Annotated in this window: 25 protein-coding genes; 16 read left to right on the forward strand and 9 right to left on the reverse strand. The window is 66.3% G+C overall.

Going from position 1 to position 22,240, the window contains the following annotated elements:
- Positions 1-285 precede the first annotated feature (285 nt).
- On the forward strand, positions 286-456 hold the full coding sequence (locus IEW85_RS05465; RefSeq protein ID WP_188683510.1) for a hypothetical protein: 171 nt from the start codon (positions 286-288) through the stop codon (positions 454-456).
- 117 nt (positions 457-573) lie between these two features.
- Here IEW85_RS05465 and IEW85_RS05470 read toward each other — a convergent pair whose 3' ends face one another.
- Positions 574-1,164 carry a DUF4870 domain-containing protein gene (locus IEW85_RS05470; RefSeq protein WP_188683532.1) on the reverse strand — a complete coding sequence of 197 codons (591 nt, stop codon included), beginning with the start codon at positions 1,162-1,164 and terminating at the stop codon, positions 574-576.
- 111 nt (positions 1,165-1,275) lie between these two features.
- Between IEW85_RS05470 and IEW85_RS05475 the strand changes: the two genes are divergently transcribed.
- The 4 genes from IEW85_RS05475 to IEW85_RS05490 all read left to right on the forward strand — a co-directional run bounded on the left by IEW85_RS05475 (position 1,276) and on the right by IEW85_RS05490 (position 3,614).
- Positions 1,276-2,061: an SIR2 family NAD-dependent protein deacylase gene (locus tag IEW85_RS05475; protein WP_188683534.1), complete on the forward strand. Its 786-nt coding sequence runs from the start codon at positions 1,276-1,278 to the stop codon at positions 2,059-2,061.
- A complete protein-coding gene (locus IEW85_RS05480) occupies positions 2,058-3,053 on the forward strand; it encodes an undecaprenyl-diphosphate phosphatase (protein ID WP_268234656.1) in 996 nt (331 codons plus the stop codon). The genes IEW85_RS05475 and IEW85_RS05480 overlap by 4 nt, the downstream gene beginning before the upstream one ends.
- A gap of 12 nt (positions 3,054-3,065) precedes the next feature.
- Positions 3,066-3,374: a DivIVA domain-containing protein gene (locus tag IEW85_RS05485; RefSeq protein ID WP_188683536.1), complete on the forward strand. Its 309-nt coding sequence runs from the start codon at positions 3,066-3,068 to the stop codon at positions 3,372-3,374.
- Positions 3,375-3,443: 69 nt separating this feature from the next.
- Entirely contained in the window at positions 3,444-3,614 is a 171-nt protein-coding gene (locus tag IEW85_RS05490) for a DUF3117 domain-containing protein (RefSeq protein WP_188683538.1), read from the forward strand.
- Between the two features lie 20 nt (positions 3,615-3,634).
- Here the strand turns inward: IEW85_RS05490 and IEW85_RS05495 are convergent, their stop codons facing one another.
- The gene (locus IEW85_RS05495; RefSeq protein ID WP_188683540.1) at positions 3,635-4,285 is read right to left on the reverse strand and encodes an O-methyltransferase; all 651 of its coding nucleotides are present in this window, start codon (positions 4,283-4,285) and stop codon (positions 3,635-3,637) included.
- 99 nt (positions 4,286-4,384) lie between these two features.
- On the opposite strand from IEW85_RS05495, the gene IEW85_RS05500 reads away from it, so the two are divergent.
- A complete protein-coding gene (locus IEW85_RS05500; RefSeq protein WP_188683542.1) occupies positions 4,385-5,119 on the forward strand; it encodes a hypothetical protein in 735 nt (244 codons plus the stop codon).
- 77 nt (positions 5,120-5,196) lie between these two features.
- Positions 5,197-5,868, forward strand: a complete 672-nt coding sequence (locus IEW85_RS05505) for a twin-arginine translocase TatA/TatE family subunit (protein WP_188683544.1) — start codon at positions 5,197-5,199, stop codon at positions 5,866-5,868.
- 9 nt (positions 5,869-5,877) lie between these two features.
- On the opposite strand, the gene IEW85_RS05510 is transcribed toward IEW85_RS05505, so the two are convergent.
- Together IEW85_RS05510 and IEW85_RS05515 are read right to left on the reverse strand one after the other, a co-directional pair.
- Complete coding sequence (locus IEW85_RS05510) at positions 5,878-7,359, reverse strand: SLC13 family permease (RefSeq protein ID WP_229658830.1); 1,482 nt, start codon at positions 7,357-7,359, stop codon at positions 5,878-5,880.
- 85 nt (positions 7,360-7,444) lie between these two features.
- A complete protein-coding gene (locus tag IEW85_RS05515) occupies positions 7,445-8,590 on the reverse strand; it encodes an Mrp/NBP35 family ATP-binding protein (protein WP_229658831.1) in 1,146 nt (381 codons plus the stop codon).
- Positions 8,591-8,622: 32 nt separating this feature from the next.
- Here IEW85_RS05515 and IEW85_RS05520 point away from each other — a divergent pair, with 32 nt between their 5' ends.
- Positions 8,623-9,459, forward strand: coding sequence for a YflT domain-containing protein (locus IEW85_RS05520; RefSeq protein WP_188683546.1), 837 nt, complete (start codon positions 8,623-8,625; stop codon positions 9,457-9,459).
- 199 nt (positions 9,460-9,658) lie between these two features.
- On the opposite strand, the gene IEW85_RS05525 is transcribed toward IEW85_RS05520, so the two are convergent.
- On the reverse strand, positions 9,659-9,928 hold the full coding sequence (locus tag IEW85_RS05525; RefSeq protein WP_188683548.1) for a GlsB/YeaQ/YmgE family stress response membrane protein: 270 nt from the start codon (positions 9,926-9,928) through the stop codon (positions 9,659-9,661).
- 117 nt (positions 9,929-10,045) lie between these two features.
- Complete coding sequence (locus IEW85_RS05530) at positions 10,046-11,608, reverse strand: aminopeptidase P family protein (RefSeq protein WP_188683550.1); 1,563 nt, start codon at positions 11,606-11,608, stop codon at positions 10,046-10,048.
- 58 nt (positions 11,609-11,666) lie between these two features.
- On the opposite strand from IEW85_RS05530, the gene IEW85_RS05535 reads away from it, so the two are divergent.
- The 7 genes from IEW85_RS05535 (at position 11,667) to IEW85_RS05565 (ending at position 17,386) form a co-directional block, all read left to right on the forward strand.
- Entirely contained in the window at positions 11,667-12,527 is an 861-nt protein-coding gene (locus tag IEW85_RS05535; protein ID WP_188683552.1) for a PHP domain-containing protein, read from the forward strand.
- 5 nt (positions 12,528-12,532) lie between these two features.
- On the forward strand, positions 12,533-13,192 hold the full coding sequence (locus tag IEW85_RS05540; protein ID WP_188683554.1) for a TetR/AcrR family transcriptional regulator: 660 nt from the start codon (positions 12,533-12,535) through the stop codon (positions 13,190-13,192).
- 134 nt (positions 13,193-13,326) lie between these two features.
- Entirely contained in the window at positions 13,327-13,563 is a 237-nt protein-coding gene (locus tag IEW85_RS05545; protein WP_188683556.1) for a DUF3107 domain-containing protein, read from the forward strand.
- Between the two features lie 8 nt (positions 13,564-13,571).
- Complete coding sequence (locus IEW85_RS05550) at positions 13,572-15,155, forward strand: DEAD/DEAH box helicase (protein WP_229658832.1); 1,584 nt, start codon at positions 13,572-13,574, stop codon at positions 15,153-15,155.
- Between the two features lie 14 nt (positions 15,156-15,169).
- Entirely contained in the window at positions 15,170-16,039 is an 870-nt protein-coding gene (locus tag IEW85_RS05555) for a DNA-methyltransferase (RefSeq protein WP_188683560.1), read from the forward strand.
- 269 nt (positions 16,040-16,308) lie between these two features.
- Complete coding sequence (locus tag IEW85_RS05560) at positions 16,309-16,824, forward strand: prepilin peptidase (protein WP_188683562.1); 516 nt, start codon at positions 16,309-16,311, stop codon at positions 16,822-16,824.
- A gap of 61 nt (positions 16,825-16,885) precedes the next feature.
- Positions 16,886-17,386, forward strand: a complete 501-nt coding sequence (locus IEW85_RS05565) for an NUDIX hydrolase (protein ID WP_188683564.1) — start codon at positions 16,886-16,888, stop codon at positions 17,384-17,386.
- A gap of 37 nt (positions 17,387-17,423) precedes the next feature.
- On the opposite strand, the gene IEW85_RS05570 is transcribed toward IEW85_RS05565, so the two are convergent.
- From IEW85_RS05570 to IEW85_RS05580, 3 genes are read right to left on the reverse strand one after another with little or no spacing between them, the layout of a single operon-like run.
- The gene (locus IEW85_RS05570) at positions 17,424-18,272 is read right to left on the reverse strand and encodes a thioesterase family protein (RefSeq protein WP_188683566.1); all 849 of its coding nucleotides are present in this window, start codon (positions 18,270-18,272) and stop codon (positions 17,424-17,426) included.
- Positions 18,269-19,639, reverse strand: coding sequence for a solute carrier family 23 protein (locus IEW85_RS05575; RefSeq protein ID WP_188683568.1), 1,371 nt, complete (start codon positions 19,637-19,639; stop codon positions 18,269-18,271). The genes IEW85_RS05570 and IEW85_RS05575 overlap by 4 nt, the downstream gene beginning before the upstream one ends.
- 40 nt (positions 19,640-19,679) lie before the next feature.
- A complete protein-coding gene (locus tag IEW85_RS05580) occupies positions 19,680-21,266 on the reverse strand; it encodes an AMP-binding protein (RefSeq protein WP_188683570.1) in 1,587 nt (528 codons plus the stop codon).
- A gap of 193 nt (positions 21,267-21,459) precedes the next feature.
- On the opposite strand from IEW85_RS05580, the gene IEW85_RS05585 reads away from it, so the two are divergent.
- Positions 21,460-22,152 carry a TetR/AcrR family transcriptional regulator gene (locus IEW85_RS05585; protein ID WP_188683572.1) on the forward strand — a complete coding sequence of 231 codons (693 nt, stop codon included), beginning with the start codon at positions 21,460-21,462 and terminating at the stop codon, positions 22,150-22,152.
- The last annotated feature ends 88 nt before the right edge of the window (positions 22,153-22,240 follow it).

Raw genomic sequence — 22,240 nt, forward strand, 5'->3', positions numbered from 1 at the left:
TGGGCCCGTAGGCTGGAACATGGCTCGCGTCCTTTGCTACTTGGAAGATAGATCGGCAAAATCCATCATCCAACAAGGGCGCGAGCCCCTTGACTCGACACACCTCCACGCTCAACCGCGAATGGCCCGTTAAGTCTTAGTTGTGCGATCTCCGTGGTGATCTACAGCCGCAAGAGCTGAGGTTCGGTGGCGCTGCTCCAGTAGGGGTGAAGGAGGGAGCCACCGGTGCGTGTCGGTGACGGCTCCTAGGCTCAATCACCTCAACCGATATGAGAGGTGATCTTTATGAAGGACCTGTTCCGTTCGCCCTTTCCGTGGCTGCTGCTGACGGCGGTGGCATCAAGCCTGGCCTTTGCTGACCGGTGGCCGTACGTGGCGGTGCTGCTCACCGCCCTGACTGCAGCGGTTTGCGGGGCAGGCATTCACCGGTCACAGCAGAAGCCTGCCCGGGCCTGAGCGGCAAGCCGCCCCGGGCGCGAAAGAGGGCGGCTCCTCTGGCCGAGAAGGTCAGAGGAACCGCCCTCTTCTGTGTCCGCCGCGGCGATCACCTGTCCTGCGGGGCAGGGGAGGGGATCACTTGATGAACTTGATGGTGAAGGGGTAGCGGAACTGCCGGCGGTTATAGGCGGCGATGGCGCCCAGGATTCCGAAGATCAGGGCGGTGATGTACAGCAGCGGCAGGATGATGATTCCGATGATGATGATCAGCGTGGCGTAGCCGATCACGTAGCCGATGAACAGCGTGATCTGCCAGTTCAGCGCGTCCTTGCCGTGATCGTCGATCATCGGGCTGCGCTCGCGGAAGACCAGCCAGATGATCAGCGGGGCCAGCCAGCTGAAGAAGGCGCCGCCCAGGTGGATGCCCACACCCCAGCCCTGCTCCTCGCCGGGGGACAGCGGGCCTGCCTGCGGCTGCTGCTGGCCCTGGTAGGGGTTCGGCTGCTGGTGCGGCTGGTGCGGAGCCTGTCCGGGGTGATCGGGCTGTCCGTAGCCGCCGGGCTGACCCGGCTGGCCTGCCCCGTAGCCGCCGTCGTGACCTCCGGCCGGGCCCTGGGCCGGGCCGCCGAAGCCCTGCTGCGGCGGCTGATGCGGTTGCTCGTGCGGCTGCTGAGGAACCTCCTCTGGATCCGGGGGAGTGCCGGGTCCCTGCGGCGGCTGTGACATGTTTTCCTCCTGTGTGTGATCCTAATGCTTCAGGACGGTGCCTCTTCAGCGGTGGCCTGACTCCGGTGTACTGACTAATTTTGCGTACGCAAAGACCTGAGGTGTTTCGGGATGAAGCTGTTGGACCATGTCGACGATGAGCTCGCCGCGCTGGCCCGCGATGCTCGCCATGTGGCCGTGCTCTCCGGGGCTGGGATCAGCGCCGAATCCGGCGTGCCCACCTTCCGGGAGGTTCAGACCGGCCTCTGGGAGCAGTTCTCAGCCGAGGACCTGGCCACTCCGGACGCCTTCGATGACGATCCCGCCCTGGTGTGGACCTGGTATCGCTGGCGCCAGTCCCTGGTCCAGGCGGTGGAGCCCAACCCCGGCCACTTGGCTCTTGCCCGTTGGCAGAAGCAGCTCACCGAGACCGGGGGAGGTCTGAGCATCTCTACGCAGAACGTCGATGACCTGCACGAGCGCGCCGGGGCTGAGGTCCTGGCTCACCTGCACGGCAACATCGCCGCCCACCGCTGCACCGACTGCGGCGCTTCGGTGCAGCTTCCCGCTCCCGGCTATGACGGGTTCGAGGCTCCTCCCGAGGCGGAGGGTCCGCCTGCCTGCGAGCGCTGCGCCACCGGTCTGATCCGCCCAGACATCGTGTGGTTCGGCGAGGCGCTGCCCATGGATGCCTTTGAGGCCACGATGGCCGCCATCCGCGCTGCTGACCTGGTGGTCGTCGTCGGGACCTCCGGCATCGTCCAGCCTGCGGCCGGACTGCCGCTGCTGGCGCTGGAGCGGGGCACGCCGCTGGTGGAGGTCAATCCGCAGGAGACCGAGCTCAGTGAGACCATGGACTTTGTTCTGCGTGGCCCCTCCGGCCAGATGCTTCCCACCCTGCTGGAGACAATCTCTTGACCATCTTCGAAGCTGTGCTCCTGGGTGCCATCCAGGGGCTCTTCATGTTCATCCCGGTGAGCTCTTCGAGCCACCTCGTGCTGACCCAGAACTGGCTCGCCGAGTCCGGTTCTGCGCTGCCCTCTCCGGACACCCCGGAGATGATCCTGTTCAACCTGCTCGTCCACCTGGGCACCATGGTCTCGGTGGTCGTGGTCATGTGGCAGCCGCTGAAGCGGCTGATCAGCGGAACCGTCCGCGAGCTCAAGCTCTTCGCCCGGCGGAAGACCCTGCGCCACCTGATCCACCTGCGGCTGATGCTGCTGGGCGTGGTGACCACCGGTGTCACCGGTGTGCTGGGTCTGCTGGTCCGGGCCTACGGCACTGACGCCTTCGCCACCCCGTGGATCGTGGCGGTGCTGCTGCTGATCACCGGTGCCATCCTCTGGTGGTCCGATTCGGTGAAGACCACCTGGCGCGGTGCCGCACAGATGACCCTGTGGGTGGCCGTGCTGATCGGTCTGGCCCAGGCCGCCGCGCTCTTCCCGGGGCTCAGCCGCTCCGGTCTGACCATCGCCATGGCGCTTGCCCTGGGCATGCACCGCAAGATCGCCGCCCAGTTCAGCTTCTTCGTCGCCATCCCCACCATTGTGGCGGCCACCGGCGTGCAGTCCCTGGAGCTGCTGACCCATGAGGGAGGCTTCTTCATCAGCTGGCAGGCCTACACCGTGGCCTTCGTGGTCGCCGCCGTCATCGGCGCCGCCGCTCTGTGGGCGGTGCTGCGCCTGCTCTATAAGGGCTACTTCCGCGTCTTCGCCGTCTACGTGGTGGCCCTGGCGGCCTTCGTGCTGATCTACCAGCCCACCTTTGACGAGGACGCGGTGGTGGACCAGCTGCCCGTGGAGGAGGAGCAGGCCGCCCAGGAGGCTGGAGAGGAGATCTCTCAGGAGGAGCTCCGGGATGAGTCGCCGGAGGGGCCGCAGGAGGAACCCCAGGATGCTGGGGCCCGATAGGGTGGCAGGGTGATGTGGCTCTTCCTCGTGGCTCTGGCGATCCTCGGTGTGATCGTCCTGCTGCTCATGGGCAGATGGGACGGTGCCCCCGCACCGCAGGAGGAGAGCGGGGCCGCGCATCAGAGGCCCACACACGATCAGCTCTCCGCCGGTGAGATCACCCCGGAGCACCTGGAGGAGGTCCGGTTCGACTCTGCGCTGCGCGGCTATCGGATGGACCAGGTGGATGCCCTGCTGGACACACTGGCCCGGCAGCTGCGCGAGGCCCGCGGAGAGGACCCCTCCGAGTCTGATGTGCGACCTCGCAACGACCCTCGATAGTCACATCGCGCTCAGATGAGTGATAATAGAGATGAATGTCGCGAGGAACACCAAGAAGGGAATCACCCGATGGCTGCAATGAAACCGCGTACCGGCGATGGTCCTATGGAGGTCACTCAGGAGGGACGCAGCCTGATCATGCGGGTTCCCATCGATGGTGGTGGACGCCTGGTGCTCGAGATCGACAACGATGAGGCCGAAGCCCTGAAGGCCTGCCTCATCGACGCTGTGGGGGAGTAAGTCCCCGGCCCTCCGGCGCTTCAGCGCCGGACTGCGACCAGCAGCCCTGTTCCGGTGCCCAGCAGGGTGCTGGTGACACGGCCGTCCTCGCGCAGGACGCGCTCCGTCTCACGCATGGTCTGAGTGCTCTCCTCCCGCACTGCGGGGCGAGGCACCTGGTCCTGGTCCAGGGCATCGTTGATGATCAGCAGACCGCCGGGGGCGAGCATACGGAAGCTCTCGGCGGTGAAGTCTGGGAGATGTTCTGCCCCTGCATCGAGCAGCACCAGGTCATAGGCCCCGGTGGCCAGCCGCGGCAGGACCTCCTCGGCGCGCCCGGTGATCAGCCGCGTGCGCCGTGCCGGCAGCTGCTCCTGACGGAAGGCCGTCCGAGCGGTATGCAGATGCTCCGGATCCAGATCGATGCTGGTCAGGATCGCCTCCGGCTGCGCCCCGCGCAGCAGTGAGATCCCAGAGACCCCGACGCCGGTCCCCACCTCCACCAGAGTCTTCGCCTGCACGGCGGCGGCCAGCACGGTCAGGGTGGCGGCAGTTCCCTCGCTCACCGGCTCCACGCCCAGATCGAAGGCCAGTTCGCGGGTGGCCTGCAGCACAGGATCGTCGCTGAGGTGCTGTTCGGCATAGGCCCAGCTGCTGTGCTTGGCCGTCGGGGAGGTGTTCAGGGCCTTCATAACGGTCTCATCTTAGATGCTGTGGCATTCGGGAAGAACCTGAGGCCTGCTCAGCGTGCCTCCAGGAAATCTCCAGCTGCATCTCGCAGACTGTGATCGATGGTTCAGCAGGTTTCCCGCCCACCCACTCGCCCCCGGGCAGGGTGGGTCGTTCTTCTGTGCCTGGCCACCGCCACGCTGGCAGGGATCGTGCTCTTCGCCGCCGCCTGGATCGTGGGCGGCCGTGTCCAGGCAGGCTCGCTCACCGAGCGGATCCTGCCCGCTGACGAACAGCGCATCCAGGGCGACGGCGGCCGAGGATCCGAGGGCTCCGCCGCTCCTGTGCTGCATGAGCTCCCGGTGGATCAGCTCAGCCAGCTCAAGCCGCTGGGGTGGAATGTGGCTCATCTCTCCGGCTACGGCCTGGAGCCCCAGCAGGTGGAGACCGAGCTTGCCGACGGCCTGCGCACTGTGGAGGTCCGGCTCAGCAACGGCCAGAGCGTGGTGGAGGTGGCCGAGACCCGTCCCGAAGAGACGAGCGCCGAGCTGGCCCCGCTGCAGGAGCAGATCTCCCAAGCGGTGGACCTGGGGGCTGCCGAGCACGAGGAGATCGAGGTGAGCACCGGGGACACCGGAGACCTCTACCGCACCGAGGGCTCTGAGGAGTGGACTGTGGCGGTGGAGACCGACTACGCCCGCTACGTGATCACCTCCGATATGACTGAGGCCTCTGCCGAAGAGATCGCCGCCTGGGTGCTGGTCACCGACCGCTCCCGGCTGCAGATCATGCCCTCGGAGGAGACCGGCGGACTGGACCGGATCGAGCGCGGACTGCGTGAGATCCTCAGCTGGTGAGCCCGGCCCGCCTCGGGTGTGGGCGGCGTCGGCATCCCGGAATGAGCGGCGGCCCGGCGTGACGGTAGAGTAGTCCCGTGTTCGGAATCAGCGGCTATCAGTTTCTCCTGCTGATGGTGCTCGCGTTCTTCCTGATCGGCCCGGAGCGCCTCCCGCAGTATGCCCGCACCCTGGCTGATTGGGTGCGCAAGGCCCGCGGCATGGCCGAGGACGCCAAGGTGCGCTTCCGCGAGGAGACCGGAACCGACTTCGACGCGGTGGACTGGCAGAAATACGATCCCCGCCAATACGACCCCCGCCGAATCATCCGTGAGGCGCTCACTGAGGAGTACGACGCCGTCAACGAGGTCCGCTCCTCGGCGCGGCTGGAGTCCCCGCGCTCGCCGTCTTCCTCCCTGGGTGCCTCCTCACGCGGAACATCCTCACGCGGGACATCCTCGCGCGGTCGCTCCGCGGTGGGCAGCGCTGATGAGCGCAGCGGGGCCTCGCGGTCGGGCAGCTCCCGCCCCAGCTCCTCGCAGGCCGCCAGCCGCGCCGGTGTGGCCGGGGCCGCCGGGCGGTCCTCCCAGGGTGCTGATCCCCGCGATGTCTTCGGCGTGGGCGCTTCCAGCTCCGGAGCCTCAGCTGCCGGGGCCGCAGGTGCCGCCGTGCCCGCTGGAGGTGCGTTGGCCGCAGGTGTGGCCGGTGCGGCAGCTGTGGAGGCCGAAAAGGCCCAGCAGCCGGCGCCCTTCGACGTCGACGCCACCTGATTCAGCAGCTCAGGAGGCCAGCACCACCGGCTGCCAGAGCAGCACGAAGACGGAGATCAGGCTCAGGGCGATGATGTTCATCCAGAAGCCGGCCTTCACCATGTCGTCCATGGTCAGGTAGTCGGAGCTGAAGACCGCCGCATTGGGCGGCGTCGAGATGGGCAGCATGAAGGCGCAGGTGGAGGTGAGCGCCACGATGGCCATGATGGCCAGCGGGTCCACACCCATGGCCAGGCCCAGGCCCACGCTGACCGGGATGAGCATATTGGAGACCGCGGTGTTGGACATGATCTCGGTCATGAACAGCACGATGGCGCCCAGGACCACCACGATCACCACATAGGGAAGCACCTGGAGCCCGCCCAGCACCTCGCCGAACCACGGGGTCAGTTCGGAGTCGTCGAAGGCCGCGGCCAGGGAGAGACCGCCGCCGAAGAGCAGCAGGATGCCCCAGGGAAGATCGCGCATGTCCTGCCAGACCAGGATGCCCCCGCGCTTGGGCTCGCCGTCGCCGGTGTCCTGCAGCTGCTTGGCAGGCAGCAGGAACATGCTCACCGCACCGATGATGGAGATGGTGGTGTCCGAGAGCCGGATCTCCTCCGGGAGGAAGCCGGTGGTGACCCACATCAGGCCGATCACCGAGAAGATGCTCAGCACCATCTTCTCCTCGTAGCTCATCCGGCCCAGCTTCTGCAGCTGCTCCTTGGCGAAGTCGGAGGAGATGTCCACCTGGGAGGTCAGTCGGAACTGGACCTTGGAGAGGTAGAAGTAGAGCAGAGTCAGCAGCAGAGCCGTCAGCGGGGTGGCGAACAGCATCCAGTCGGCAAAGCTGATCTGCACGTCCAGGTGGATATCGGCCTGGGCGGCCAGCGTCGCATTGGGTACAGAACCGATGAGCGTGGCCAGGCCGCCGATGGAGGCGGCATAGGCGATGGCCAGCAGGATGCCCTTGGCGAAGCGGCGCAGTCCTTCCTCGTCGAAGAACTCCTTCTGCCGAACCTCCTCGATCAGCGCCAGGCCGATGGGAAGCATCATCAGGGCGGTGGCCGCATTCGAGATCCACATGGACAGTGCGGCGGTGGCCAGGATGACGCCGAGCATCAGCCGCTGCCCCTGGCTGCCGACCATCCGGATCACCGTCATGGCGATGCGCCGGTGCAGATTCCACTTCTGGATGGCCAGGGCGATGGTGAAGCCGCCCATGTACATGAACACCAGGGGATTGGTGTAGGCCATGGTCGCCGTCTCCTCATCGGTGCCGCCGGTCATCGGCAGCAGGAAGATCGGCATCAGGGAGGTGGCCGGGATGGGCAGCGCCTCGGTGATCCACCAGGTGGCCACCCAGAGCGTCACCGCCAGCACCGCGCGCGGGGCGTCGTCCAGGCCGGTGATGGCGGGGATGAAGTAGAACACCGCGAAGAGGGCGGGGCCCAGCAGCAGGCCCACCCGTCCACGTGTGATCAGTCGTGGGCTCTCATCTGTGATCTGCACAACGGGGAGTGTTGCACATTACGGAGGCCCCCGCCAAGAAGGCGCCGGTCAGGGGCTGGCCGGCCCCTGCGCTGAGACCGCCGCCTCAGCCGACGTTGACCGGCAGGCTGCGCCCGCTCAGTCCGCGGCCCTGGCCGGCCAGCCGGGCGGCGATGTCCCGCAGGACGGACCCTGCTGCGGAGCTGGGGGAGGAGAGCGCCACCGGGTGGCCGTCGTCGCCGGCCTGACGCAGCCCCGAGTCCAGCGGCACCGAGCCCAGCAGCGGGACCTCGGTCTCCAGGGACTCGGTGAGCCGGTCGGCCACGATCTGCCCGCCGCCGGAGCCGAAGAGGTCCAGCACTGTTCCGTCGGGCATGGTCATCGGTCCCATGTTCTCGATGACCCCGGCCACCTTCTGGTCGGTCTGGGTGCTCAGGGCACCGGCGCGCTCGGCGACGTCGGCAGCTGCGGCCTGCGGGGTGGTCACCACCAGCAGCTCGGAGCCGGGCAGCAGCTGGGCCACGGAGATCGCGATGTCCCCGGTGCCCGGAGGCAGGTCCAGCAGCAGCACGTCCAGGTCGCCGAAGTGCACGTCGGTGAGAAACTGTTCCACCGCGCGGTGCAGCATGGGTCCGCGCCAGGCCACCGCCTGGTTGCCGTCCACGAACATGCCGATGGAGATGGTCTTCACGCCGTAGGCCACCGGGGGCAGGATCATCTCGTCCAAGCGGGTGGGCTTATCGGTGATGCCCAGCAGGCCCGGCACGGAGAAGCCATGGATGTCGGCGTCGATCACACCGACCTTCAGCCCGTGGTCGGCCAGAGCCACGGCCAGGTTGACGGTGACCGAGGACTTGCCCACGCCGCCCTTGCCGGAGGCCACGGCGTAGACCTTGGTGAGGCTGTCGGGCTGGGCGAAGCGGTTGACCTTACCGGCCTCGCCGCCGCGCAGATGCTCCTTGAGCTCGGCGCGCTCCTCGGGAGTCATCACGCCCAGTTCGACCTCGGCGGTGGCCACACCCTCAGCGCGCACTGCGGCGGCGGTGACGTCCTCCACGATCCGACTGCGCATGGGGCAGGCCTCGATGGTGAGCTTGATGCCGATGGAGGCGGTGCCGGCGTCGTCGACGTCGATGTCGCCCACCATGCCCAACTGGGTGATGGGAAGCCGCAGCTCCGGGTCGATCACCTCAGCCAGGCGGCGTCGGATGCGTTCGGTCACGGCGTCTGCGGGGACAGCGTTATCGGACACCCCTCCAGTCTACGGGGTGTCACAATAGGGATATGGCGACGAATCCCAATGGCGGCACAGCACGTAACACTCAGACCGGGGGTCTGCCCCGAGGGGAGCTGCTGGGCCGGTACCGCACCTACGAGCAGGCCCAGCAGGTGGTGGATCATCTCGCCTCCCAGGACTTCGACATCAAGCATCTGACCATCGTGGGCAACGACCTGCGCTCGGTGGAGCACATCCGCAGCCGGCTGACCTATCCGCGGGTGGCCGGGGCCGGTGCGGCTCAGGGCGCGCTCTTCGGGCTGTTCATCGGTCTGCTGATCTACCTGTTCAGCCCCGAGGCCCCGATGGCCAATATGGTCCTCTCCGTGCTGATGGGTATGGGCATCTGGATGATCATGGGGGTGGTGAGCTTCGCGGTGCGCAAGGGCCGCGGCTTCGCCTCCTCCTCGCAGATGGTGGCCACCACCTTCGACATCGTCTGCGACTTCTCCGTCTCGCCCAAGGCCCGCCAACTGGTCCCCGGCGCGGGAGTGCCCAGCGTCAACGCCTCCAACGACCCCACCGGCGTGCGGCCCCCTGTGGGGGCTGCTCCGCCGTCCGGCAGCGGTGCTCCGGGCGCCGGCGCTGAGGGGCAGCCTGAGACGCCGGGGTCGACAGCACAGGGCCAGCCTGCAACCGGTGCGGAGCGGAAGTCCACCGGCTATGAGAGCCTTCCCGACGGCCGTCCGCGCTATGGCGTCCGACTCTCTGAGGTGGAGAAGAAGGAGAGTGCGGAGTCCGGTGCTGAGGCTCCCGACGCCGGCGTCGCCGACTCGCAGAGTTCCGCCTCTGAGGACTCCACTGCCGAGACTCCCGACGCTGACCGCGAGGCCCATCGCCCCTGAGGACCGCCCCTCACTCACGCGCTCGCCCGCTCGCCCTGCCGTTCTCTTGGCGCGCACGTGTCGGATAGCGGCCGTTTTCGAGCTCAGAGTGACACCTGCGCGCCAAGAGAACGGGGAGAGGGCAGCGGCGCCCAGACATGAAGACGCCCCCAGGTCCGGCCGAAGCCGGACCTGGGGGCGTTGCTCTGCGATGAGCGATTCAGGCGTTCACGCGGCGCCCGGTGAACAGTGACCAGAGGAAGGACACGATCACACCGCCGACGATGGCGAAGATCCAGGTGCCGAGGTCGAAGAAGGCGTCATTGACGTCGACTCCGAATACTGCAGAAGCGATCCACCCGCCGAGCACGGCGCCGAGGACGCCGGTGACCAGAGTTGCGATCATGCCGCCCGCGGGCTTCCGCGGGGCGATGGCACGTGCGATGGCGCCAGCGATCAGCCCCAGGATGAGCCAACCGATGATTCCCATGATGTGAACCTCCTTCTGCTCGCGCGAACCGCTTTGGTCCGTACCGCAATCGTAGGGCCGACTCCCAGGTCTTGGGGAGGGCTCATCGGTCACAGTATGGAGACGATCTCGCCGGACTCAGCCCTGCTGCAGATCCGCCATCCAACGCTCCACATCCTCGGCTGTGCGGGGCAGCGCGGCTGAGAGGTTCTCCGCCCCGTCCTCGGTGACCAGGATGTCGTCCTCGACGCGCACGCCGACGCCGCGGTACTCCTGGGGGACCGCCAGGTCCTCCTTCTTGAAGTACAGGCCCGGCTCGATGGTGAAGACCATGCCCGGCTCCAGCACGCCGTCCAGATAGAGATCCCGCTTGGCCTGGGCGCAGTCGTGGACGTCCAGTCCCAGATGGTGGCTGGTGCCGTGGGGCATCCAGCGGCGGTGGTGCTGGCCCGCCGGATCCAGGGCCTCCTCCACGCTGACCGGCAGCAGGCCCCAGCCGTCCAGGTGTTCGGCCAGCACGGCCACAGCGGCCTGGTGGATCTCGCGGAAGCGGATGCCCGGCTTCACGATCTCGAAGGCGGCGTCGGCCGCGGCCAGCACCGCCTCATAGACCGTCTTCTGCACCGGGCTGAAGCTGCCGGAGACCGGCAGGGTCCGGGTGATGTCTGCGGTGTAGAGGGAGTCAGCCTCCACACCGGCGTCCAGAAGCAGCAGGTCTCCGGAGCGCACTTCGCCGTTGTTGCGGATCCAGTGCAGCACCGTGGCGTTGTTGCCGCTGGCGGCGATGGTGTCATAGCCCAGGTCGTTGCCCTCCAGACGGGCGCGGGCGAAGAAGGCGCCCTCCACGATCCGCTCTCCGCGGCTGTTGCCCACTGCGCGCGGCAGGGCCCGGACCACGTCTTCGAAGCCGGCGATGGTGGAGTTCACCGAATGGCGCAGCTGTTCGACCTCCCAATCGTCCTTGACCAGGCGGGACTCGGAGAGGAACTCGGCCACTTCGCCGTCGAAGCTGTCGGAGGCCTCCAGGTCCACACCGGTGTTGATCCGGGAGGTGTCCACCAGGGCGTCCACGTCCAGGTCGATCTCGCGCATCAGCCGGATGCGGGTGCCGCCGATCTCCACCGCTCCGGCGTTCTTGGTCACCGCCACCTCCAGCTCAGAGAGGTCACCGGTGCGGATGCCCAGGCGTTGGTGGAACTCCTCGAGTCCGGGGCGCGGGCCGATCCAGAACTCGCCGTGGCGTGCGTCGGCGTAGAACTCCTCGGTGTCCCGGCCGGCCATGGGCTTGAAGTGCAGCGTGGCCTCATGGTGGCCGCCGTCGTCGCCGGTCCCCTCATCCACCGGCTCCAGCACCAGCACCGCGGAGGGCTCATGATCCAAGCCCAGACCGGTCAGATGGGCGAAGGCCGAATGCGGACGGAACCGGTAGTCGGTGTCATTGGAACGGACCTTCAGCGGTCCGGCCGGCAGCACCAGGCGCTCGCCGGGGAAGCGCTCGGAGAGGAGCTTACGCCGCTGGGCGGCATAGGGGGCCACCGCATCGCGGTTGAACTCCTGGGTGTCAGCGGGCGCCCACTGGGAAGCCATGAACTCCTTGAAGGCCTGGGAGGTGGGCCGCTGGGAGCGATTGCTGCCCCGATCCTCCAGCTTCTGCTCCTGTCCTGCCGCCTCATCTGCTGTGTTCTGGTTCTGGGTGCTCATAGTCCCCAGTTTTGCATGCCCCTGGGGAGTTGAGGCCCACACCGCTAGGCTGAGGGGCATGAACTTCGACCTCCATGTCCACTCCGACATCTCGGACGGGACCCAGCCGCCGGCCGAGGTGGTCGCCTCGGCCAAGCGGGTGGGGCTGCAGGGCATGGCGCTGACCGACCATGACACCACCGCCGGGTGGGGAGAGGCTGTCCGCGCCGCCCAGGAGCACCAGATCCTGGTCATCCCCGGCATGGAGATCACCACGCTGACCGAGGACCGGATCAGCGTCCACCTGCTCAGCTACCTCCACGATCCGGCCCACCCTGGGCTCTCCGCCGCCATCCGCGGGGCGCGGCAGGGGCGCCAGCAGCGCGCCAGGACCATGGTGGAGCGGCTGGCCGAGGACTTCCCGATCACGTGGAAGGACGTGCAGGCTCAGGTCAGCGACGGGGCGACCATCGGACGGCCGCATCTGGCCGACGCCCTGGTGGCCGCCGGCGTCGTGGTGGATCGCCAGGAGGCCTTCGATCGGCTGCTGCACCGCGGCTCCCCGTACTACGTCAGCCAGGAGAACATCCTTCCCACCGAGGCCATCCGTCTGGTGACGGCGGCCGGGGGAGTGCCCGTGATCGCCCACGCCATGGCCTCGTCCCGCGGGCGCACCGTCAGCCGTGAGCAGTTGGAGGAGATGATCGAGGCCGGGCTGGCCGGCGTCGAGGTCTGGCACCGCGACAACCCGGAGGACGGACGGCAGATGCTGCTGGAGCTGGCCCGGCGCCACAACCTGCTGACCACCGGATCCTCGGACTATCACGGGGCAGGCAAGCCCAACCTGCTGGGGGAGAACACCACCGACCTGCACACCGTGGAGCAGATCCTGGAGCGGGCCACCGGGTCCACCCCGGCCGGGGCGCTGCCGCTACACTGACCGCTATGCCAGGAGAGACGGACAGGTCATCGGACCCGACAGCCGTGACCCAGCGGGCCAAGCGCCTCCCCAGGGAGCAGCGGCGCCGGCAGCTGCTGGACTGCGCGCTGAAGGTCTTCGTCGCCCAGGGATACCACAGCGCCTCAATGGACGACATCGCCGACGTCGCCAAGGTCTCCAAACCGGTGCTCTATCAGCACTTCCCGGGCAAGCATGAGCTCTTCCTGGACCTGCTGGAGACCCACCTGGGTCAGCTGGAGGACATGCTCACCGCAGCCTTGGCCTCCACGGAGGACAACAAGGAGCGCGTCTCGGCCACGATGACCGCCTTCTTCGAGTTCATCGACCGCGAGGATGAGGCCTACCGGCTGATCTTCGCCTCAGGCATGGACAACGACGACGCCGTCACCCTGCGCATGGAGCGCTTCCATGACGCAGTGGCCGGGGCCATCGCCGAGGTCATCGCCGATGACACCGGTCAGCCCATGGCAGAGGCCACGCTGCTGGGCCACGGGCTGATCGGCATGGTCCTCTCCGGGGCGCGGCACTGGAGCCGGCTCTCCGAGCGGCCGGGGCTGGAGGTCTCCTCACAGCTGACCTCTCGTTTGGCTTGGCGAGGAATTTCGGGCTTCCCCAAGGAGTCGGAAGGGCCTGAGACAGCTTGAACCGTTAGTATCGGTCGGGATGGATCTGCCGCGGCGCCCTCTGGGGGGGGGACCTTCTGGTCCGCTCAGCAGAGGCTGCGCCCCACTATGCGGCAGCCTCCGCCAGACCGGCACAGTTCTCTTGAAGGAGTGGCATGGAAGTACGTATCGGAGTGCAGCACGTCTCCCGCGAGATCGTCGTCGAGACCGACGCGAAGCCCGAGGATGTCGAGAAGATCGTGGCCGAGGCGTTGGAGAGCGGTAAGACCCTGCTCACCCTTGAGGACCGCCGCGAGAAGAAGATCGTGGTGCCGGTGTCCTCCATCGGATACGTGGAGATCGGATCCGACACCAAGCAGACCGTGGGCTTCGCAGCCGCGGTCAACGGATGAAAGACCTTATGACTGAATCTGCAGAGAAGACCGAAGACACCGTCCAGCCCGAGGCTGAGGTGACCTTCGCGGACTTCAACGTCCGCCCCGAGATCGTCGAGGCGCTCGCCGAGAAGGGGATCAGGACTCCGTTCCCGATCCAGGCAGAGACCCTGCCGATCGCGCTGGGCGGCTATGACATCATCGGCCAGGCCAAGACCGGCACCGGCAAGACGCTGGGCTTCGGCATCCCCGCCATCCAGCGGGTGACCACCCCCGACGACGCCGGCTACGAGGATCTCCCCGTGCCCGGCGCTCCGCAGGCGCTCATGGTGGCGCCCACCCGTGAGCTCGCCGTGCAGGTGGCCGAGGACCTGAAGGTCGCCGGCTCCAAGCGCGGCATCCGGATCGCCACCATCTACGGCGGCCGGGCCTACGAGCCCCAGATCGAGGAGCTCGAGCGCGGCGTGGAGATCGTGGTGGGCACCCCCGGGCGCCTGATCGACCTGCACCGGCAGCGCTACCTGAAGCTGAAGAACGTCAACATCGTGGTCCTGGACGAGGCCGATGAGATGCTCGACCTCGGCTTCCTGCCCGATGTGGAGAAGATCCTCTCGGCCGTGCCGGAGATCGGCCGCCAGACCATGCTGTTCTCGGCCACCATGCCGGGTCCCGTGGTCTCCATGGCTCGCCGCTACATGACCAAGCCGACCCACATCCACGCCGCTGACCCGGATGATGAGGGGCGTACCAAGAAGGACATCCGGCAGGTCATCTACCGCGCCCACCATCTGGACAAGGATGAGGTCATCGCCCGCATCCTGCAGGCTGAGGGCCGCGGCCGCACCATCGTCTTCACCAAGACCAAGCGCCAGGCGGACAAGCTCTCCGCCGAGCTGCAGTCCCGCGGATTCGCCGCAGGCGCGATCCACGGCGATCTGGGCCAGGGCGCCCGCGAGCAGGCGCTGCGGGCCTTCCGCAGCGAGAAGATCGACGTGCTGGTGGCCACCGATGTGGCCGCCCGCGGCATCGACGTCACCGATGTGACCCACGTCATCAACCTCACCTGCCCCGACGACGAGAACACCTATCTGCACCGCGTGGGCCGCACCGGTCGCGCCGGCCAGAAGGGCACCGCAGTCACCTTTGTGGACTGGGAAGACATGGCCAAGTGGAAACTCATCGACAAGGCCCTGGGCCTGGGCGTGCCGGAGCCGGTGGAGACCTATTCCTCGTCTCCGCACCTCTTCGAGGACCTGGACATCCCCAAGGGGACCAAGGGCCGGCTGCCGCGTCACAAGCGCTCCAAGGCAGGCCTGGAGGCTGAGGAGCTCGAGGACCTGGGTGGGCCCGGAGACAAGAAGTCCGAGGGCGGCCGCGGCGGTGGCAACGGTGGTCGCAGCGGCGGCAACGGCGGCGGTCGGTCCAACGGCGGTCGCAGCCGGAACCGCAGCCGCACCCGCTCGGGTGAGGGTGCGTCCTCCGGCGGTGGTGAGAAGGCATCGACCGGGCAGCGCTCGGGCGGCCAGGGCTCCGGCAGCGGCAGTCAGCGCAGGCGCCGTCGTCGTCGTTCCGGCGGGGGCGGTTCGGAGAACTCCTCCGGCACCAGCTGAGCCGCGATCCCACGGTGGAGGATGCTGTCTTCGACCCTGAGGGTCGCAATCTGGTGCTCGAAGGGGACAACCTTGAGCTGCTGCCGGCGCTGCCGGATGAGACGTTCGCGATGATCTATCTGGACCCGCCTTTCAACACGGGGCGGGCCCAGCGTCGCGTGGAGACCACCGGGGCGCGCCGTCAGGACGGAACCGGGGACCGTGTGGGCTTCGGTGGGCGCAGTTACCAGACGGTGCGCACGCTGCTGGCCACCTATGACGACTCCTTCACCGACTATTGGGAGTTCCTGGAGCCCCGGCTCCTGGAGGCCTGGCGGCTGCTGAAGGACACCGGCACGCTGTATCTGCACCTGGACTACCGCGAGGTGCACTACGCCAAAGTGATGCTGGATGTGCTCTTCGGCCGCGAGTGCTTCCTCAACGAGATCATCTGGGCCTACGACTACGGCGGGCGCACCAAGAAGCGCTGGCCCACCAAGCACGACACCATCCTGGTCTACGTCAAGAGCCCTGAGGCCTACTACTTCGACTCCGAGGCAGTGGACCGAGAGCCCTATATGGCGCCGGGCCTGGTCACCCCGGAGAAGGCAGCCCGCGGCAAGCTGCCCACCGATGTGTGGTGGCATACGATCGTCTCGCCCACAGGCCGCGAGAAGACCGGTTACCCCACACAGAAGCCCCTGGGGCTGGTGCGGCGCATGGTACAGGCCTCCTCGCAGGAGGGGGACTGGGTGCTGGACTTCTTCGCCGGCTCCGGCACGCTGGGCGAGGTGGCGGCGGCCTCTGGGCGCAGATTCGTGTGCATCGACTCCTCAACCCACGCCCTGGAGGTCATGGAGCAGCGCCTGGGCGAGCAGGCGCAGGTGCGTCGGGTCAGTCGATAGGCGCGCAGGACATCGGAGGCGCGGCCACGAGCGCGACCATGAGCTAGGCTTCTTCGCTCATGGATACGCTCCTGCGCCTCCTCTCTCCCTGTGCTGAGCTCATGCCTCCCGCCTGTGGCCACCGGTTGAAGGCGAACGGCAGGTGGACCTCGTCCGACCACTGCAGGGGCGCAGCTCCACGGTGGGTCAAAGCCCCTGTGGAGGACCGCCGACGCCGCCCCTGTGGAGAACTGAGCGCAGCCTCCCTGATGCTCCTCTAAGGTGGGGGAGTGATCCCTCTCCTCGGCGACCTGCTCACCGGAGGCGGCGCCGCGGAGCTCACCGCCGCCGTGCTGCTTCTGCTCGGCGGTGCGGCCTTTCTGATCTGTGCACCTGTGCTGGCGCTCATCGACCTGCGCGAACACCGGCTGCCCAACCGAATCATCTACCCCTGGGCGCTGGTCACCCTGGGACTGCTGCCGCTGCTGGGCCTGCTCCTCGGAGACGCCTCAGCGGTGCTGCGCGCCGCGGCCGCCGGGCTGATCTGGGCGCTGGTCTTCTTAGGCATCCGCCTGCTGCACCCGCCCTCACTGGGGATGGGCGATGTGAAGCTGGTGCTGATCCTGGGGATCTACACCGGGTTCCTCGGCTGGCCCGTCTTGGGCGCGGCCGTGGTGCTCGCCTGTCTGAGCGGAGGGCTGGTCTCCGCGGCGCTGCTGATCACCCGACGGGCTGACCGGCGCACCGCCATACCCTTCGGGCCCTTCCTGCTGCTGGGCGCCGGCCTGGCCCTGCTGCTGAGCTGAGCTGGATCGTTCAACCGGGCCGATGATCGGCCCGGAGGCCTGCATCAGTTAGCGTGGGGCCATGCCGACCCCAGACTATATCCTCGAGCTGCGCAAGGACCTCGGGCAGAAGGAGCTCTTTCTGCCGGGGGTCACCGCGGTGACTCTGCGCCGTCGGGACCCCTCTGGCCAAGAGCTGCCGACCCCGGAGGTGCTGCTGGTCCGCCGCGCTGATGACGGCAACTGGTCCTCTGTCGCCGGGATCCTGGAACCCGGCGAGGAGCCGGGCATCGCAGCTGCTCGTGAGGTGTTGGAGGAGACAGGAGTGACTGCGGAGCCGGTGCGAGTCACCGGAGTCTCCGACCACGGCAGGGTTGAGTACCCCAACGGAGACAGGTGCGCCTTCCTAGACGTCAGCTTCGAGCTGGAGTTCGTCTCCGGGGAACCCTATGTCGGTGACGACGAATCCGTGGATGCCGGCTTCTTCCCGGTGGACGATCTGCCCCAGCCCTTCCTCGAGAAGCACCGAGAGCGGATCGAATGGGCTCTCGACTCCGGTGCTCCTGCCAGGTTCCGCACCTGACAGAGACGGATCAGAGGTGTGGCGCCCCTGCCTGGCTTCAGCGCCTCTTCAGAGGACGCACAGTGAGGCTCTGAGTCATCGCGCCCACCGGACCGTCGGCGTCGTGCAGGACGGTGTGGGTCAGGCCCAGGCCGGTGGTGCCGATGCTGGCCGTGGTGTCCATGCCCACCCAGGGGCCCTGCGGCATGCGGAAGAAGCTCACCGTCAGGTCCAGGTTGGGGAAGGCGACTTCAGCGGGGTCGGCCCGGACGGCCACCCCGTTCGCGGTGTCCAGCAAGGAGCAGAACGAGGCGAGCTCGCTGGCTTCCTCACCCTCGACCACCTCCTGCTCGGAGCGGATCCACACCTGACTGCGCCCCTCACCGAGCTGACGTCGCCGACCCTCCAGGGAGGCGATGAAGCCCCCAGGCCACAGCGCAGTGGCGTCCCAGGGCTCCATGGACTCTGGAGGATCCAGCCGCTCGAAGCTGCTGCCCGCGATGTCCTCAGTGCTGAACTCCGCCAGGAACCAGGCACGCAGGCGCACCGCGGTCCGACCACCCTGGGAGAGCCCGACTTCCACCAGCTCAACCGTACGGCCCTCACGCAGCGGATGGACCTCGCAGGTGACCTCTCCGACGGGAAGGGTGCCGAGGATGTCGAAGGACATCCGCACCGGCCGCAGAGGGGGTGCCTGTTTGCCTGCCTGCCCATTCTGCTCCGCCTGCCGGGCCTGTTCTGACTGTCGAGCCCTGCCCCACTGCTGAAGCACGTGGACCATGAGGCCGAACACCGGGGCCACATGCTGCTCCTGCGGGTTCCAGGCGCCGCCGGTGTGCTCCGTGGCGAGGTAGCGCGCCGGGAGAGTGCGTTGGTCGGCATCGGGAAGGGGCGTGAAGTAGCTCATTTATCAGGGGCCTCCGGAGTCTTCTTCTCGGATCTCTCGCTTCTCTTGGCCCCAGTCCACTCGAGCAGGAAGTGCAGTACGAGGCCGACAGCAACACCGTACACTGCGCCGTGGAGAGCGAGTACTACGGCTGTCACCCCGGCGACGCCGCGTTGAGTCGAAGTGGTGACCTGTTCCATGCCGAGTGAGATCGTGACGTAGCCGGTGAGGATCAGAGTCAACGCCAGAGCCAGAGGAAGCACAGGCTGGAAGACCGTGACGAGCGGAAGGATGAACAGTGCGATGAAACCTGCGATCCAGAAGGTGGCGAGTCCACCATGGATCGAATCCATCGCTTGGCGCCCCTGCTTATAGCGTTCCACGATGGATGCTTGGACCGCTGTGAACACAGGGCCGGCCAATCCCGGATAGGGCGCGAAGAAGGAATGAATGAGATTTCTCAGGGCCGTGACGATGTGCAGGCGGGTGATGCTCGTGTCGATCTTCTCGTCGGGGCGCTCCTCGTCGGCTTGCTGGGTCAGCGCATTGCCCACGACCATGTCGCCGAAAGCGATGACATAAGCGATCAGCGCGGTGGGAACAGCCAGGAGGAACACGTCCAAAGTAGGGAAGCCGACGGTGAATGGAAGGTACTCCCACATGCCGGTGAAGTTCGGAGCTGTGATGCCCCACTCCACGTCTGGACGCGGATATTCGGCGAAGATCCAGGCAACGATGATTGCGATGATGATCGCAGGGGCGAGGCCATAGCTGGCTAAGATCCTGATGGCGCGATTCCTGCGGGCCAGCCCCAGGAAAGAATGTGAGAACAGGAACACCAAGGCCAGAATCGCTCCGGCGGTGAGCGAGATCGGCGCGTCAAAGAGGGTCTCCCCTTCGGTGATCTCTCCCATGATGGCTGCGATGCCAGCGCCGATGAGGATGCCGGCCTTCAGCGAGGAGGGCACGATATGTACAAGCTTCTCACCGAGCTGGGTCACTCCGAGTATGAAGAGGATGAGGAAGACCAGGAGCTGAAGAGCGAACAGTGCCCGAATCGCTTCGTCGCCGGGTTCGAAGTCGCCGAGGAACAGCAGAACCACTGGGATTCCTGGGGTGATCCAGCCTGGCACCATCGGCACTCCCAGCAACGCCGGCAGAAGGAAGCAGATGCCGCACACGAAGACGTATGCCAAGGCTATGTCATAGGGGAGGCCGAGGTACTGCTCAAGCATGGGGATCATGCCGAGGCTGACCACGAACATCACGAGTGCCTGGACGAACTCCGGGGTTTCTAGCCGGTAGTGAACTCCGGGCAGGCGGATCTTGAATGGTCCCAGTTTCCAGAAAGGCTGTTCCTCGCCGGTCGCGCGCTTATATATAGACATGAGGTTCCTCGAAGACGTGGGGCAGCTGGAGCTGCAGGACTCAGCTCTGGTCTGCTCTCAGAGTGTGTTTCCGGACCTTTCCGGTAGCTGTGCGTGGGAGTTCTGCAACAAACTCGATTCGGTCAGGGACTTTGAACTTGGCAACATGTTCGGCACAGTGCTGGCGCAGCTGTTCCTCATCGACTGTCGAGTCAGACGTTCGAACGACGTATGCCAGAGGTCGTTCTCCCCACTTCTCGTGGGAGACGCCGACGACCGCCACGTCTTGTACCTGAGGGTGGGAGTAGAGCGCCTTCTCCAGCTCGATCGAGGAGATGTTCTCCCCGCCTGAGATGATGATGTCCTTGGCGCGGTCTTTGAGCTCGATATAGCCGTCTGGATGCATAACTCCAAGGTCACCTGTGTGGTACCAGCCGCCACGGAAGGCCTCGTCGGTCGCTTCTGGATTCTTGTAGTACTCCTGCATGACGCCGTTGCCGCGGAGGACGACCTCGCCGAGGGTTTCCCCATCGGCCGGAAGGTCGTTCATATGTTCGTCGACGATCTTCACCTCCCCGGCATGGACCATCGGGACTCCCTGGCGGGCCATGAGCTGAGCGCGCTCCCGAGAGGTGCGGCCTTCCCACTGCGCCTGGGGTTCGCAGATGGTGAAAGGGCCATAGACTTCGGTGAGCCCATAGACATGGACCGGGGTGATGTTGAGAGCCTCGAGCTTCTCGATGGTCGACGGGGGTGGGGCCGCGCCCGCAGTCGTCACCCGGACGGCTGTCTGCAGAGGTTCGGCCTGCTCTGCGTCCACGATGGTGGAGCACACCACCGGCGCGCCACAGAGATGCGAGATGCCCTCATCGGTGAACGCATCCCAGATGTCGTCAGCGCGGACAGCTCGGAGGCAGACATGGGTGCCTCCGGCCGCGGTGACGGCCCAGGGAGTGCACCATCCGTTGCAATGGAACATCGGGAGAGTCCAGAGATACCTCGAGTCTCCCGAATAGCCGTTGTGGATGAGGTTCCCGAGGGCTCCGAGATAGGCGCCGCGGTGCGAATAGACGGCCCCCTTGGGCGCTCCTGTTGTTCCTGAGGTGTAGTTCAGGGTGATGGGCATCCCCTCGTCATGGACCGTCCAACGGAGGTCCGGCGTCCCTTTCCCCTCCTGGAGGAAAGCCTCGTAGTTCATCAGCCCCGAGGTGCCGCTTGGTCCGACTCCTGCGATGGGATCGGAGATCTCCACCACGGTAGGCGGGTCAGACAGCTCGTGGCCGACTTTTGCAAGCTTTGCGCTCACTTCTGCATCGACCATGACCAGCTGGGATTCGGAATGCTCCAAGATGTAGCTCAGCTCCTGTGGCGCAAGGCGCGGGTTCAGCGGGTTGAGAACTCCGCGGGCCAAGGGCACCGAGAAATGTGCGAACAGCATCTCTGGAGTATTGGGCGCCACAACTGTGACGATTTCACCTGGCTGGATATACCGCTGAATGGCCTTAGCCTGTTGCTGGACTGCCATGCCGAATTCTTCGTAGGTGAGCCTCCTGTCCCCGTAGACCACTGCTTCGCGGTCTGGGAAGGCGGCAGCGTTGCGCCCCAGGAAGGAGAGCGGAGTGAGTGGTTCGAAATTGGCGTTGATCATAGGTCTCCTTCAGAGGCGCGGAGGAAGCGCGATATCAGCAGTCATCTTCATATCCCTTGCAGGCGGCGTCGACACCACCATCTGATGCGTGTCAGCGATCACAGTGTGGCATAAATCACTATGTGAGAGACTGGGTCTCATGTCAAGAGACTGAGTGCCAAGTGGCGAGAGGCTTTGAGGAGGTAGGGGTGTTATGAGCAGATCATCGGAAGCCATCAATCAGCTCATCCACATCTTGGATGAGCGGGGGTGGAGCGCTACCACCGTGGATGATCTGGCGAAGGAGGCGGGGATCAGCCGTGCCACGTTCTTCCGCGTCTATGGGTCCAAGGAAGATCTTGTCTTCGCGGATCACGAAGAGATGATCGAGCGTCTCGAAGCTTTCCTGGAACGGACTGATCACGACATCGCATCGGCTATGCGCGAGGGGCTTGCTCTGGTGTTCCGGTATCACTTGGAAGACGAAGGGCGAACCCTGGCCAGGCACCGCCTCCTGAAGCAATCGACTCAGCTGCGCAACCGTGAGCTGCTGACATCACATACCTACGAGCGCATCTTTCGGCACTGGCTGCGTCGGCGCTTGGGGCCAGGCCTGGCTGCTGAACCGGTGGCAGTCTCGCTCTCAGGTGCGGCGGTCGCGCTGCATAATGCATTTCTGCGCAAGTGGTTGGCTGAGCCTTCACCGGGTGTCTTGAGCGAGTTCACGGCAGAGGCGAAGAAGCTCATTCATGTGGTGCTCTCGGGGTATGAGCTTGAAGGGAAATTGCGCTCTTCGGCGGGAGTGAAGGGACCGCATGCCGTCGTTGCTTTGGTGGGTGAATCAGCGGACACGGAGGAGATCTGTGAGGCGGTGCGCAGTGCCCTGAACCATTCCCGAGGTGAATGAGTTGGGCCCGGAGCACGTTCCAGAACAGCAGAGAGCCCCTGCGGACCTCACCGGCGGTCATGCCGGACGGGCCTGCAGGGGCTCTGTG

Origin of the sequence: Nesterenkonia cremea, from assembly GCF_014642675.1 — a bacterium.
GTDB classification, from domain to species: domain Bacteria; phylum Actinomycetota; class Actinomycetes; order Actinomycetales; family Micrococcaceae; genus Nesterenkonia; species Nesterenkonia cremea.